11 protein-coding genes are annotated in these 14,131 nt (G+C 73.0%); all 11 read right to left on the minus strand.

All coding sequences use genetic code 11. The features are described from left to right. Nucleotides 1-183: 183 nt before the first annotated feature. On the minus strand, nt 184-1,122 hold the full coding sequence (locus JOD48_RS16085) for a 4-(cytidine 5'-diphospho)-2-C-methyl-D-erythritol kinase (protein ID WP_191791035.1): 939 nt from the start codon (nt 1,120-1,122) through the stop codon (nt 184-186). Further along, the gene (rsmA, locus tag JOD48_RS16090; protein ID WP_191791036.1) at nt 1,119-2,039 is read right to left on the minus strand and encodes a 16S rRNA (adenine(1518)-N(6)/adenine(1519)-N(6))-dimethyltransferase RsmA; all 921 of its coding nucleotides are present in this window, start codon (nt 2,037-2,039) and stop codon (nt 1,119-1,121) included. The genes JOD48_RS16085 and rsmA overlap by 4 nt, the downstream gene beginning before the upstream one ends. Nucleotides 2,040-2,106: 67 nt before the next feature. Further along, nucleotides 2,107-3,405 (minus strand): resuscitation-promoting factor, encoded by a 1,299-nt coding sequence (locus JOD48_RS16095; RefSeq protein ID WP_372440763.1) that lies wholly within the window; start codon nt 3,403-3,405, stop codon nt 2,107-2,109. Nucleotides 3,406-3,814: 409 nt separating this feature from the next. Beyond that, nucleotides 3,815-5,122: a resuscitation-promoting factor gene (locus tag JOD48_RS19950; protein WP_372440804.1), complete on the minus strand. Its 1,308-nt coding sequence runs from the start codon at nt 5,120-5,122 to the stop codon at nt 3,815-3,817. Between the two features lie 401 nt (nt 5,123-5,523). Beyond that, nucleotides 5,524-6,711 carry a resuscitation-promoting factor gene (locus tag JOD48_RS16105; RefSeq protein ID WP_225227129.1) on the minus strand — a complete coding sequence of 396 codons (1,188 nt, stop codon included), beginning with the start codon at nt 6,709-6,711 and terminating at the stop codon, nt 5,524-5,526. 136 nt (nt 6,712-6,847) lie between these two features. Next, nucleotides 6,848-7,777 (minus strand): TatD family hydrolase, encoded by a 930-nt coding sequence (locus tag JOD48_RS16110; RefSeq protein ID WP_204809781.1) that lies wholly within the window; start codon nt 7,775-7,777, stop codon nt 6,848-6,850. 2 nt (nt 7,778-7,779) lie between these two features. Continuing rightward, nucleotides 7,780-9,417, minus strand: a complete 1,638-nt coding sequence (gene metG, locus JOD48_RS16115; protein WP_204809782.1) for a methionine--tRNA ligase — start codon at nt 9,415-9,417, stop codon at nt 7,780-7,782. Nucleotides 9,418-9,513: 96 nt separating this feature from the next. Beyond that, nucleotides 9,514-10,746: a PQQ-dependent sugar dehydrogenase gene (locus JOD48_RS16120; protein WP_307824197.1), complete on the minus strand. Its 1,233-nt coding sequence runs from the start codon at nt 10,744-10,746 to the stop codon at nt 9,514-9,516. A 126-nt stretch (nt 10,747-10,872) separates the two neighbouring features. Then, nucleotides 10,873-12,069, minus strand: a complete 1,197-nt coding sequence (locus tag JOD48_RS16125; protein ID WP_204809784.1) for an aminotransferase class I/II-fold pyridoxal phosphate-dependent enzyme — start codon at nt 12,067-12,069, stop codon at nt 10,873-10,875. A gap of 64 nt (nt 12,070-12,133) precedes the next feature. Further along, nucleotides 12,134-13,300, minus strand: coding sequence for a variant leucine-rich repeat-containing protein (locus JOD48_RS16130; RefSeq protein WP_204809785.1), 1,167 nt, complete (start codon nt 13,298-13,300; stop codon nt 12,134-12,136). Nucleotides 13,301-13,501: 201 nt separating this feature from the next. Further along, nucleotides 13,502-14,029 (minus strand): winged helix DNA-binding protein, encoded by a 528-nt coding sequence (locus tag JOD48_RS16135; RefSeq protein WP_191791042.1) that lies wholly within the window; start codon nt 14,027-14,029, stop codon nt 13,502-13,504. Between the last annotated feature and the right edge of the window lie 102 nt (nt 14,030-14,131).

Here is a 14,131-nt window from a genome sequence, read left to right on the forward strand (position 1 = left end):
ACGCGTGGGGTGCTGAGCGGATCGTCGACGACCGGCGGGACGCCGTGGCGGGAGAGCGTCATGCCTCGAGACTAGGAAGTACCCGTCGATCCAGCGCGCCGAACGACAGGATCGTGGAGGAGGAGCGCAGTGGTTCGCGGCGCGAGGCCCGCACGCGGGCACGAGCGCCACCAGCACCCGGGGTCAGGAGGACAGCACGCGCGCCCCCGACGCCGGGCCCGTGGCGCAGTGCACCGAGTCCGCGACGCCCGCCGCGGTCCACGAGGCCGCGATCGCGAGCGCGTGCTGCCTGCTGCGGGCGAGGGCCGCGATCGTCGGGCCCGAGCCGGAGACGATCGCACCGAGCGCACCGGCGTCGCGCGCGACCTCGAGGGTCCGGCCCAGCTCGGGGGCCAGGGCGAGCGTCGCGGCCTGGAGGTCGTTGTGCAGCGCGCGGCCGAGGCCCACGGGATCGCCGGCACGCAGCGCCTGCATGAGCTCGGTGTCGTCGGACAGCTCGACGTCCGCGCTCCCGCCCACGACCTCGTCGAACGTCCGGAAGACCTGGGCGGTCGACAGGCCCTCGTCGCGCACCGCGAACGCCCAGTGGAACTCGCCACGAGACATCGCGGGCGTCAGCAGGTGCCCCCTCCCGGTACCCACGGCGGTGTGCCCGACGAGCCCGAACGGCACGTCCGAGCCGAGCCCCGCCGCCAGGTCCGACAGCTCGGCCCGCGAGAGACCGGTCTCCCACAGCAGGTCGCACGCCACGAGAGCCGCCGCGGCGTCGGCCGACCCGCCGGCCATGCCGCCCGCGACGGGCACCCCCTTGTGGAGGTGCAGACGGACGTCGGGGTCCACCCCCGTGTAGCGGGCCAACGACTCCGCGGCGCGCCACGCGAGGTTGCTCTCGTCGACCGGGACCCGGTCGGCCTGGGCACCCGACACGGTCAAGGAGATGCCGGCGCCAGGCGTCGCGAGGGTGGCCTCGACCTCCTCGGCCAGCGAGACGGCCTGGAAGATGGTGACGAGCGGGTGGTAGCCGTCGTCCTGGCACGCGCCGACGCGGAGCGACAGGTTGACCTTCCCCGGGGCCCGCACCCGCACGGCCACCGGCGGAGCAGCGGACAGGTGGGAGCTCACGCGTCCACTGTGCCAGGTCGGTCCGGGTGCTCGCCTGCGGAAGCGGCCGCCTCGGCCCGGACGAGCGGGAGCTGCTCGGCGATGCGGGCGAACTCCTCGACCGTGAGCCTCTCGCCGCGCGCGGTCGGGTCGACGCCCGCGCGCTCGAGCGCCTCGACCGCGGCCGCCGACGAGCCCGCGATCCCGGCGAGGGCCGAGCGGAGCATCTTGCGGCGCTGGGCGAAGGCCGCGTCCACGACCGCGAAGACCTCCTCGCGCGTGGCCGTCGTCGCCGGTGGCTCGCGGCGGTCGAGCGCGACGAGCGCCGAGTCGACGTTGGGCACCGGCCAGAACACGCTGCGCCCCACCGTCCCGGCCCGCGAGGCCGAGGCGTACCAGGCGGCCTTGACCGACGGCACGCCGTAGGTCCGGCTGCCGGGCGGCGCCGCGAGGCGGTCCGCGACCTCGGCCTGGACCATGACCAGGACCCGCTGCAACGAGTCGAACCGCTCGAGGAACGTCAGGAGGACGGGGACGGCGACGTTGTACGGCAGGTTGGCGACGAGCGCCGTCGGCGCCTCGCCCGGGAGCTCGGTCACGTCGAGCGCGTCGGCGGCCACGACGGTCAGCCGGTCGGCGGCGTCGGGCTGGTGCACGGCGACGGTCGCAGCGAGCTGCTGCGCGAGCGGTGGGTCGATCTCGACCGCGACCACGCTCGCCCCGACCTCGAGCAGCCCCAGGGTCAGCGAACCGAGCCCGGGACCGACCTCGACCACACGGTCCCCCGCCCCGATCCCGGCCGTCCGGACGATCTTGCGGACGGTCCCGCCGTCGTGCACGAAGTTCTGGCCGAGGGTCTTGGTGGGCCGCACGCCCAGACGCCCTGCCAGGTCGCGGATCTGTGCCGGACCGAGCAGGGCGTTGGGGGTGGCGTTCATGCAGGGAAGCCTACCGGGTGACCTGGTGCGGAACCCTCCGCCGAGAGGGCGTCACGACGTCCGTGGGTCAGTACCAGTTCTTCGCCTGGGAGTGGCCCCACGCGGCGCACGGGGTGCCGTAGCTGCCCGCGATGTAGTTCAGGCCCCAGGTGATCTGGGTCGCCGGGTTGGTCTTCCAGTCGGCTCCCGCGCTCGCCATCTTGGAGGCCGGCAGGGACTGCGGGATCCCGTACGCGCCCGACGACGAGTTCGTCGCCGAGGAGTTCCAGTTGCTCTCCTTGGTCCAGAGCCGGTCGAGGCACTGGAACTGGTCGCCGCCCCAGCCGCGGGCGGCGACGAGCTGGCGTCCGATCTCGCGAGCGGACCCGGCGGCGGCCGGGCCGCTCGGGCGCTCCTTGGTGCCCTGCACCACGATCTTGGCGACCGGCTCGGCAGTGACTCCGTCGGAGACGACCTCGCGGGACTCCTCGACCCCGTCGACCACGGTGACCCGCTCGACGACGGTGTGCGTGCCCTCGACGCCCTCCTGGGCGACGGTCTGCGCCTCGTCCTTGTAGACGTTCGCGTCCTCCTGGACCGTCGTCTCGAACGGGAGGGCGGTCACGGTGGGGACGTCGGTCACGGTGACCCTGTGGACGACGACCGAGACCGCGGGGTCCGCAGCCTCGTCGCGGGCGACCGAGACGCGGTCCTGCTCACCGAGCGTGATGCCCTGCTGCTCGAGCAGGGCGTCGATGCCGATGGACCCGTCCGGCGCGACGACCGTCTGGCCGTCGACGACCACGTTGACGGGCCCGTTCGCGTCGAGCTTCACGCCGAGCTCGGGGCGCCCGTCTGCCGTGGAGCGGGAGGCGACGAGGCGCACGTCCGCGCCACGACCAGAGAGCGTGTCGAGCGCCTCGTCCGCGTCCAGAGCCGTGACCCACACGTCGCTCTGCTGACCATCGGTCTGCACGGTCACCTGACGCCCGTACCGCACGACGACGTCAGCACCGTTCTTCAGCGCCGCATCACCCGCAGGAGCGATCAGGTCCTTGTCAGTGACACGCACACCCTCCTCGGCGAGGAGACCCTCGACCGAGCCGGCGAACGTGCTCACCGTCGTGATCTCACCATCGACATCGAGCTCGACGGTCTTCTTCGCGGAACCATAGGCAACCGCACCCGTCGCCACGAGCGCGACAGCAGTCGCACCGGCGATCAAAGGCCAACGGCGACGCCGCGAAGCAGGAGTGGCGGAGGCCTCAGCCTCGACACCATCAGAAGTCGAAGAAACGGGGGCGGAGCGATGCGCCGGGCGCCGGGCGCTCACGGTGTCGCGGAAGGGGTTCTTCACTCGGGTCCAGTCGTCGTGCTGTCCGGGCACGGGGGGTCGATGGGCTCCTGACGGGCTCTCCCCGGTCCGCGCGGGGCGCGAGGGCGACGACGTCGCTCCGGGTTCTCGACCAGCCGATCCGGCGGTCCGGGCGTCCCGGGACTTCTTCCCGGTCGACACCCCCCGCGGCTGCCACACTCTGGTGAGCTCTGCACGCGAGACACTCGACCGTAACCGATTCGTTATGGATCACCAAGTCGATCGGGTAGCACGCGGGACACGTCACAGGACGAAGCGGGAACCTGACCGCAGACCTCGCACACCGCCCGCCCGCCCGCCCGCTCGGGGCGGGACCGGCCCGCCGCACCTCGGGGACGACGAAGGGTGCGGCCCGCAGCTCTCGCTGCCGACCGCACCCTCGTGCGCGACGGGCTCAGGGCCCGTCAGGCCGTCCTGCTGCTCAGCGCAGGCCCAGCTTCTTGGAGCAAGCGGGCCACTGGCCCCAGCCCGAGCGCGCCTGGAGCATCTGGGCGCGCATCGTCTGCTCCTCGGCGGACGCGTCCGACGGGAGACCGGAGCCGCCCATGGACTTCCAGGTGCCGGCCGAGAACTGGTACAGGCCGTAGTACCCGTTGCCGGTGTTCGTCGCGGGGTTTCCACCCGACTCGCACTTCGCGAGAGCGGCCCAGACGTCGCCGCCGACCGTGCTCGGAGCCGCCGCAGGAGCGGGGGCGGGGGCGGCGGGGGCGCTCGCCTTGGGGGCTGCCGCCGCGGTCTTGGGGGCCGGAGCGGGCTTCGGGCGCTCCTTGGTGCCCTGCACCACGATCTTGGCGACCGGCTCGGCCGTCACGCCGTCGGAGACCAGGGCGCGGGACTCCTCGACGCCGTCGACCGTCGTGACGGTCTCGACCTTGGTCGAGGTGCCCTCGACACCCTCCTGCTTGACGACCGGGTCCAGGTCCGCGAAGCGGTTCGCGTCCTGCTCGGTGACCGTCTCGAAGGGGATCGGCGTGACGGTCGGGACGTCGCTCACGGCGACGCGCTGGACGACCAGGGAGACCGCGGGGTCCGCAGCCTCGTCGCGGGCGACCGAGACGCGGTCCTGCTCACCGAGCACGACCCCCTGCTGGTCGAGGATCGAGTTGACGCCGATGCTGCCGTCAGGGGCCGTCGTGGTCTGGCCGTCGGCCACGACGGTCACGGGCCCGTTCGCGTCGAGGCGCAGCGGCAGCGCCGCACGGCCGTCGGCGCCGGAGCGGGAGGCGACCAGGCGCACGTCCGCGCCACGACCAGAGAGCGTGTCGAGCGCCTCGTCCGCGTCCAGAGCCGTGACCCACACGTCGCTCTGCTGACCATCGGTCTGCACGGTCACCTGACGCCCGTACCGCACGACGACGTCAGCACCGTTCTTCAGCGCCGCATCACCCGCAGGAGCGATCAGGTCCTTGTCGGTGACACGCACACCCTCCTCGGCGAGGAGACCCTCGACCGAGCCGGCGAACGTGCTCACCGTCGTGATCTCACCATCGACATCGAGCTCGACGGTCTTCTTCGCGGAACCATAGGCAACCGCACCCGTCGCCACGAGCGCGACAGCAGTCGCACCGGCGATCAAGGGCCAACGGCGACGCCGCGAAGCAGGAGTGGCGGAGGCCTCAGCCTCGACACCATCAGAAGTCGAAGAAACGGGGGCAGTGGCGCTGGCCGCGTGTGCGGTCCGGTCTAGGGGGTTCTTCACTCGAGTCCAGTCGTCGAGCCTCCCGGGCACGGAGTTCGGGCGGCGCGGTGCGCCACCGGCGGTCCCGCCGCTCCGAGGAGCGTCGGGGCGGGTCGCCCGAGGGCGTCCCACCGCAGGGTCCGAAACGACCGATCCGGCTGTCGTTTTCCGCCGACGGCCCGGTGCTCAGGACCACAGCAGGACGCGCACCCTCCGGTCCTGGGGCCCCCGGTGATGGGCGGGTTCCGCACCCGGCGATGAGCGGGTGACGACAGGACGGGCAGCAGCGCGCGACAGTTGACCGTAACCGATCCGTTATCCGGTGCCAACCCTGCGACACGCGTCCCGGGATGGTTCTGTCCGCTTTCCTCCACCTATGTCACGGGCGTGATACGCGGCTCGTGGGTGAAACCTTCACAGTTTCCCGAGAACGTCGGCGCCTCCGCGAGCGGTCAGTACCACCCCTTGGCCTGCGAGTGGCTCCACGCTCCGCAGGGCGTGCCGTACCGCCCCTCGATGTACCCCAGACCCCAGGTGATCTGGGTCGCGGGGTTGGTCCGCCAGTCGGCTCCTGCGCTGGCCATCTTGGACCCCGGGAGAGCCTGCGGGATGCCGTAGGCACCGCTCGACCGGTTCTCCGCGGTCGCGTTCCACTTGCTCTCCTTCGTCCAGAGCAGGTCGAGGCACGCGAACTGGTCGTCGCCCCAGCCGCGCTGGGCGGCGAGCGACTTGGCGATCGCCTTGGAGGAACCCGGGTCGACCTTGATCGTCGACGGGTCGAGCGTGCCGACCACGACGACCTCGGTGCGCGGCTCACGGACGACGGTCCGCTCGAGCACCGTCCGCGAGACCTCGGCCCCTCCGACCGTCTGGATCTCGTAGGTCGTGATCGCCTCGCCGACCTTGCCGGAGGTCCGGACGTTGCGCTGCCCCTGCGGGAGATAGGGGTCCTTGACCTCCTCCGTGGCGAAGGGCAGCGATTCCGTGACGGTTGCCGCGCCCTGCGCTGCGCGGGTGACCAGGATGAGCATGCCGTCGACCGCCGCGGCACCGAGGGGCACCGACACCGCATCCCCCGCGGCCAGGACGATCCCCGCGTGGTCCAGGACCCCCTGGACCGACGCCTCGGCCGTGGTGGCCGAGACGATCCCGCCGTCGACGGCGACGTGGACCGTCTTGAGCGTCGACACGCGGATCTGCTCACGCCCGATCGACTGCGAGCGTGACGCCGACGTCTTGGCACCTTCGGCTCGCGGGCCGAGGGCGCTGATGAGCTCCCCCACGGTGCTCGCGGTCGTGACGAAGGTCTGTGGCTCCCCGTCGAGCTCGAGGGAGACCTCACGGCTCGTCCGGACGACGATCGTGCCTCCGTCGCTCGCCGCGACCGTGGTCGCCGGCTCGACGAGGTCACCGTCCTTGACCGCGATCTTCTGGAACGCCAGCAGCTCGCCGACCGTGGAACCGTAGGCGCTCACGGTGCGGACCTCGCCGTCGAGGTCGATCGTCACCGACTTGTGGGCGAGCGCGAAGACCCCGGTCGCACCGACCACGGTTGCGAGGACTGCCGCCTGCGCGACCAGGCGCCGCCTGCCCGTCAGGGAGTCCCTGAGGGCGCTCGCGCGACCGACCACGTGAACCATCCGTTCTTCTCGCATCCCGGCCCGCGATGCACCGGGCATCACGGACATGCAGACCGTAATGGATACGCGACCCCCGGGGGAAGCCCGTCCGGCGCGTCGTCGCCGACGACGCCCCGTCGCGTCGGTCAGGCCCGGGTCACCAGGGTCCGTAGACCTGCTCGGCGGTCGCGCTCAGCCGTTCGCAGACCTCGACGAGGGGCGACCCCGTGACAGCGGCGACGGTGCGCACGGTGTGCGGCAGGAGGTAGGGCGCGTTGGGCCGCCCGCGGTACGGGTGCGGCGTGAGGTAGGGCGCGTCGGTCTCGACGAGGACCTGTCCGAGCGGGACCGCCGCCAGGGCCGCCCGCAGCTCGTCGTTGGCCCCGAAGGTCACCGGACCGGCGAACGACAGGTACCAGCCCTGCGCGGCGCACAGCCGCGCCATCTCGGCGTCGCCCGAGAAGCAGTGGAAGACCGTCCGCTCGGGCGCACCGTCGGCGAGCAGGACCTCGATGACCTCGGCGTGCGCGTCCCGGTCGTGGATCTGGAGCGGGAGCCCGAGCTCCTTGGCGAGCGCGACGTGCGCGCGGAACGACCCGCGCTGGACCGCCGCGCCCTGAGCACCCGTGCGGAACAGGTCCATGCCCGTCTCGCCGATGGCGCGGATCCGGTCGTTGCCGCGAGCGATCGCGGCGATCTCCGCGATCGCGTCGTCGAGCCCGACGGCGTGACGTGCCTCGGGCGTCGGCGTCAGCCCGTCGGGCCCCACCTCCGTGACGCCTGCGTGCAGGGTCGCCTCGTTCGGGTGGATCGCGATCGCCCCGACCAGCGCCCGGTGCTCACGCACCAGGGTGTCCGTGAGGCGGGCCGAGGGCAGGTCGCAGCCGACCTGGACCATGCGGTCCACGCCGACCCGGGCCGCGTCCTCGAGATGCTGCGCGACCGTGGGGACGGGGACCGCTCGCCCCTCCTCGTCGACGTCGGGCAGGACGCCCGCGATCGACTCGAGGTGCGTGTGGTCGTCGACCACGGGCAGCGGCAACGCCTCGGGGGCGGGCGGCCACCCGCGCTCGCGCTTGCGGGCCACGGTCAGGCGCCTTCGACGACCGGGTCCTCGAGCCGCGGGAACAGCGACGCGCCCTTGGTGACCGTGGTCCCCGCGGGGAACGCACCGAAGCGGGCGGCGCCGTCGACCGGCTGGACCGCGAGCGCACCGAGCGGCGCCTCGGCACCGAGCGAGGCCCAGAGCGCCTGGGCGGCCTTCGGGGTGATCGGGTGCAGCAGGACCGCGAGCGAGCGCAGGGCCTCGGCGGCCGTGACGAGGATCGTGGCGAGACGACCCTCCTGCGCCGATCCGCCGTCGGGCAGCTTCTCCTCGTCGGCCTTGGCGACCTTCCACGGCTCCTGCTCCGTGAGGTACAGGTTCGTGGCGTCGACCAGCGTCCACACCGCGTTGATGGCCTCGTGGATCGCGAGCGCGTCGATCGCCTTCTCGGCGGCTGCGACCGCCTGGGCGGCGACCTGCTCGAGCGCCTGCTCGGCCGGGCCCGCGGGGCCTGCGAGCGGCAGCACGCCGCCGTAGTACTTGCCGACCATGGCCGCGACGCGCGAGGCCAGGTTGCCGAACCCGTTCGCGAGCTCCGCGTTGTAGCGGGCGGCGAGGTCCTCCCACGAGAACGACCCGTCCTGGCCGAACGCGATGGCGCGCATGAAGTAGTAGCGGAAGGCGTCGGACCCGAAGTGGTCGATGATCTGGCTCGGCGCGATGCCCGTGAGCTTCGACTTGCTCATCTTCTCGCCGCCGACCAGGAGCCAGCCGTGCGCGAACACGGTCTTGGGCAGGGGCAGGCCTGCGGCCATGAGCATCGCGGGCCAGATCACCGCGTGGAAGCGCAGGATGTCCTTGCCGACGAGGTGCACGCTCGCGGGCCACGTGGCCGCGAACTTGGCCTGCTGCTCGGGGTCGTCGCTGTCCAGCCCGACGGCGGTCGCGTAGTTGAGCAGCGCGTCGAACCACACGTAGAGCACGTGCGTGGTGTCCCACGGGATGGGGATGCCCCAGTCGAACGTGTTGCGCGAGATCGACAGGTCCTGGAGCCCGCCCTTGACGAACGCGAGCACCTCGTTGCGGGCGCTGGCCGGCTGGACGAACTCGGGGTGCGCCTCGTAGAGCGCGAGCAGGCGGTCCTGGTACGCGCTCATCTTGAAGAAGTAGTTCTGCTCGGAGAGCATCTCCACGGGCTTGCCGTGGATGGGGCAGAGCTTCTGGCCCTCGTGCTCGCCCGTGCCGTCGACCAGGTCGCCCGGGAGCTTGTACTCCTCGCAGCCCACGCAGTACGGGCCCTCGTACGAGCCCGCGTAGATCTCGCCCTTGTTGTACAGGTCCTGGATGAACGCCTGTACACGCTCGGTGTGGCGCGGCTGGGTGGTGCGGATGAAGTCGTCGTTGAGCGCGTCGAGCGTGTGCAGGACCGGCTTCCACGAGCTCTCGACCAGGCGGTCCGCCCACTCCTGGGGGGTCACGCCGTTGGCCTCGGCCGTGCGCATGACCTTCTGCCCGTGCTCGTCCGTCCCCGTCAGGAACCACACGGGCTCCTGGCGCTGGCGGTGCCAGCGGGTGACGACGTCGGCCGCGACCGTCGTGTACGCGTGCCCGATGTGCGGGGCGTCGTTCACGTAGTAGATCGGGGTCGTGAGATAGAAGGTCTCCGAGGCTGCGTCAGGCATGGTCCTCATCGTAGTTGGCCCGGCCCGGCTGCCGCGCCGCCGTCCCAGGACCATGCCGAGGGCGACGCCCCGGACCACCGAGGGCGACGCGTCCGCTCAGCCGGTCGTCAGGTCGACCCGCAGCAGGTGGTCGTCGCCCGCGGACGGGCTCCCGCGCCCGTCCGTCTCGTTCGTCAGCACGAGCAGCGACCACGGCCGGCCCGGTCCCGTGGCGGGGAACGGGACCACGGCCCGCAGCCGCCCCCACTCCCCCGCGAGCAGGGCCTGCGGTGCGCCGAACGCCGAGGGCGCGGCCGCGCCGTCGGGTGTCTGGTCCTCGCCCCACGCGAACGGGAGGCGCCACAGGCGCTCGCCGCGCAGCCCCGCGACGTACACGCCGTCGGGCAGGACCGCGAGACCGCTCGGGCTCGCCTCCGTCGTGGGCCAGGTCGCGACCGGGTCGACGAACACTGTGCCGTCCGCGGCCGCCGTCCCGCCGAGCGTCCCCTCGCGGTCCGGCCAGCCGTAGTTGCCGCCCGGGACGATCACGTTGACCTCGTCGAGCGTGCTCTGCCCGAACTCGCTCGCGAACATCCGCCCCGTCGCGTCCCAGCCCAGGCCCTGCACGTTGCGGTGGCCCAGGCTCCACACGCGCGAGCCGTCCGGGTTGCCCGGCGCTGCCTCGCCGTCGAGCGTGAGCCGCAAGATCTTGCCCGCGAGCGAGCCCGGGTCCTGCGCGGCCCCCGGCTCGGCCGCGTCTCCCGTCGCGACGTACAGGAACCCGTCGGGCCCGAACGCGACCTGCCCGCCGTTGTGGTTGCCCGCCTTCGGGATGCCGTCCACGACGGTCGTCAGCTCGCCGAGCACGGCCGCACCCGGGTCGAGGGTCCCGCGCAGCACCTCGTTGCCGTCCGCGCCGGTCCGGTAGACCACGACCGTGCCGTCGGCCGAGAAGGTCGGCGAGACCGCGACGCCCAGCAGTCCCCCCTCGCCTCCGTGGTCGGTCCCGGACGTGAGCGCCTCGGCGCCAGGACCCGAGACCACGGCGACCGTGCCCGCCGCCAGGTCCAGGAGGCTCACGGTCCCCTCGTCGCGCGACGTCACGACCAGCCGCCCGTCCGGGAGGGCCGCCAGACCCCAGGGGGACGCGAGGTCGTCGACCAGTGCGATCGCCGTCGTGCCGACCGTCGGGACCACCGTCGTCCCCCCGCCGGGAGCGGGCGAGGAGGTGGGCGTCGGGACCGGCGGGGCCGTCGTCACCACGCTCGGCCCGGGGGCGGGGCCGCCCGAGCACGCGGCCGCGAGGCCGAGCACTGCCACGAGCAGCACGACGGACGGTCTCTGCCTCACGGGCGCCTCACCTCCGGGACGGGGTTCGCTCATCGTCGCAGCGATCGTGCGCCGCAGCACGCGGCGCCCTCGCCCCTCGCCCGACGACGGAGCGCACCCGGGTGCGCTCCGCCGTCGGACCGGCCGCTACTGCAACCGCGTCAGGCCCTTCTTGAGGTTCCGGATCGCCTGCGCCGTGCGCTGCTCGTTCTCGATGAGCGCGAACCGCACGAACCCGTCGCCGCCCGGGCCGAACCCGACGCCGGGCGAGACCGCGACGTCGCACTCCTCGATCACGTGCGTCGCGAACTCGATCGACCCCATCTCGCGGTACGGCTCGGGGATGCGCGCCCACGCGAACATGGTGCCCTTCGGCCGGTGGATGTCCCACCCGATGCGGTCCAGGCCGTCGCACAGCGTGTTGCGGCGCGACTCGTAGACCGCCGAGACCTCCGTGGGGAAGTCGAGGGCCTCGTTGAGGGTGACGGTCGCCGCGATCTGGATGGGCTGGAACGTGCCGTAGTCCAGGTACGACTTGAGCTTGGCGAGCGCGCCCACGACGTCCGGGCGGCCCACGAGGAACGCCACGCGCCAGCCCGCCATCGAGTACGACTTGGTCATCGAGTAGAGCTCGACCGCGACCTCCTTGGCCCCGTCGCACTCCATGATCGAGGGCGGACGCCAGCCGTCGAACGTCATGTCGGCGTATGCGAGGTCGTGCACCAGGACCACGTCGCGCTCGCGGGCCCAGTCGACCAGGCGCTGCAGGTCCTCCTTGGTCGCGATCGTCGTGGTCGGGTTGTGCGGGAAGGACAGCACGACGACCCGCGCCTTGGGCCACCCGTACTCCCACGACTCCATCACGCGGTCGATGTACCCGGCCGCGTCCGTGCCGTCACCGATCGCGACCTGCCGGGCGTCGGCCCCCGCGAAGTACGGGCCCCAGATGTGGATGGGGTAGCTGGGAGTCGGCACGATCGCGGCGTCGCCCGGCTGCAGCAGCACCCACATGAGGTGGCTGAACCCCTCCTTGGCGCCGATGGTCGAGATGATCTCGGTGTCGGGGTCGAGCGTCACGCCGAACCTGCGCTGGTACATGTCCGCCGCCGCCTGGCGCAGCTTGGGGATGCCGCGCGACGCCGAGTAGCGGTGGTTGCGCGTGTTGTGGACCGCCTCCGCGAGCTTGTCGACCGCGATCTGCGGGCTCGGCAGGTCGGGGTTGCCGAAGCCCAGGTCGATCACGTCGCGCCCGGCGCGGCGTGCCTCGAGCTTGAGCGAGTCGATGATCGTGAAGACGTAGGGGGGCAGGCCGGGGATCCGGCGGAACTCCATCTCGCGTGGCATGCATGGCAGGGTACGCCTGCCCCGCGCCGGGGCGTCGGCCGGTCCGCGGGGTCGGACGACGGGCTCAGACGGACTCGCCCTCGACCGCTTGCGTGAGCGCCTGCGGGTCGGTCCAGTCCCCTTCCCAGCGCTCGCCGTCGATCACGATGGTCGGCGTGCCGAAGCCTCGCGGGCCCGCGAGGGCCGGGTCGCCCGTCGCGGTGCCGGTGGCCGCGGCGACCCAGCTCGCGAACTGGGACGCGCTGCCGTCGGCGATCTCGGCGACGACATCCTCGGGCACTCCCGCCGCACGGGCGACGTCCGCGATCTGCCCGTCGCTCAGTCCTGCCGTCCCCTCCTCCGGCTGTCCCGCGAGGAGACCGGCGTGGAAGTCCTGGAACGCGTCAGGGGCCCGGTCGGCGACCAAGGCGGCCGATGCGGCCGCGCGCGTCGAGTACCGCGAGCCCTGCGAGTAGCGGTCGAGGATCGCGACGGGATGGACGACCACGCGGGCGCTCCCTCCCTCCCGCAGGGCAGTGAGACCCGGGCCGTTGATCTCCTCGAACTGGCCGCAGATGGGACACATGTAGTCGACGTAGACCTCGATCGTCACGGGGGCAGCCGGGTCGCCGGCCCCGGCGAGGAGGCCGTGGTCGGGCGTCGCGTTCGCGGGCGCGTCCGACGCCGAGCCCTGGTCATCGGGCGCCGGCGAGGTGCCGGGCGAGGCGCTCCGGCCTGGCTCTGCCGGGGCCGCGGGCGCGGCGGACGGGGTTCCGCCGGTCGTGGCCAGGAACACGACGAGCGCCACGAGGAGCACCAGGACCAGGCCTGCGAGCACGGCGAGCAGGGTGACGCGGGCCCGCCGCTGGGCCGAGGGCTGCGGCCCGTGGGCTGCGGCGACCTGCGGCCCGACGGCGTAGGGCGCCCCGCCCGGGTACGTCGCGGCGGGGTGGGTCGCCGTCGGGTACGTCGCAGCGGGACGTGGTGCGGTCGGGTACGCCGTCGCGGCGGGGCGGGGTGCGTAGGGCGAGGCGAACCGGGGCGCGTCGGCCCCCTCCTGCGCACGGGCCGCGAGCGCGGCGTCGACGGCCGGGTCGCCCCAGGCCGCGAGCCAGGAGAGCAGGTCGGGGTAGGCGCCGGGGTGCGCGGCGACGCGCGGGCGCAGGTCGGGGTGCTCGGCCGCGACCTGGGCGAGCACGCTCGCCGGGGCTGCCGGGTCCTGGACGGCGCGAAGGGCCTCGTCGTGAAGCATGGTCGGTCCTCGGTGTCTCGTCGGGCGGCGGTGTCTCGTGAGCGGCGGGCGCGGGCGGCGACCGTGGACGGCGGGCGTGCGCGGCGCCGTCGGGCAGGACCGTTCCCCTGACCGGTGCGGCTCGCGCCGTCAGGGTACGCGGTCCGGGTCCCCTCGGCGGCGTGATCCACAGGCGCGCGCCCGCGCCCGCCGTCCTTAGGCTCAGGTCCCCGGTGCCCACCCGAGGTTGCGGGCCATCTGCTCGAGGGTCGCGATCGTCTGGTCGTACTGCTCGCGCGTGATGCCCTCGGCGAGCCGCTCGCGCGAGATCGAGACGGCGTCGAGCAGGTCGTGGTAGGCGTGCTGGCCCGCGACCGTCACCTCCCAACCCGATCCTCCCTGAGCGACCCAGCCTCGGGTCCGCAGGTCGGAGATCTCGGCGGTGACCCCGGCCGCCTGGCCCGTGGCCACCCCGGTACCGCCGGGCGTCGCGAACGGCGACAGGACGCTGTCGACCGTCGTGGCGTCCGAGACGCCGTCGCGGATCATGTTGAGGACCTGCCAGTGGCGGCGGGTGAGGCCGGTGCGCAGGAAGACGTCGTCGAAGCTCTGGTCGATCAGCCGGTCGACGAGCTTGAGCCAGTACCCGACGGGCCGCTCCCCCGGCGCGGGTCCCGCGGACGGCGCCGGCGCAGGCTCGGTCGCCTGCTCGGTCGGGCTCGGGCGGTCGGTCGCGCCTGTGGTGCTCATCGTCGGGCTCCTTCGCTCGGACCGTCCGACGAGGTCCGCCGGCGGATCTCGACCCAGCCTACGAACCACGAGCGTTCCCCGCCCCACCAGGCGGTGGCAGAG

The organism is Oerskovia paurometabola, assembly GCF_016907365.1.
Lineage (GTDB): Bacteria > Actinomycetota > Actinomycetes > Actinomycetales > Cellulomonadaceae > Oerskovia > Oerskovia paurometabola.

Coding starts and splice junctions, on each gene's coding strand:
- JOD48_RS16125 (WP_204809784.1), bottom strand. CDS start 12,069: ATGCCACGCGAGATGGAGTTCCGCCGGATCCCCGGCCTGCCCCCCTAC.
- rsmA (WP_191791036.1), bottom strand. CDS start 2,039: ATGAACGCCACCCCCAACGCCCTGCTCGGTCCGGCACAGATCCGCGAC.
- JOD48_RS16135 (WP_191791042.1), bottom strand. CDS start 14,029: ATGAGCACCACAGGCGCGACCGACCGCCCGAGCCCGACCGAGCAGGCG.
- JOD48_RS16105 (WP_225227129.1), bottom strand. CDS start 6,711: ATGGTTCACGTGGTCGGTCGCGCGAGCGCCCTCAGGGACTCCCTGACG.
- JOD48_RS16130 (WP_204809785.1), bottom strand. CDS start 13,300: ATGCTTCACGACGAGGCCCTTCGCGCCGTCCAGGACCCGGCAGCCCCG.
- metG (WP_204809782.1), bottom strand. CDS start 9,417: ATGCCTGACGCAGCCTCGGAGACCTTCTATCTCACGACCCCGATCTAC.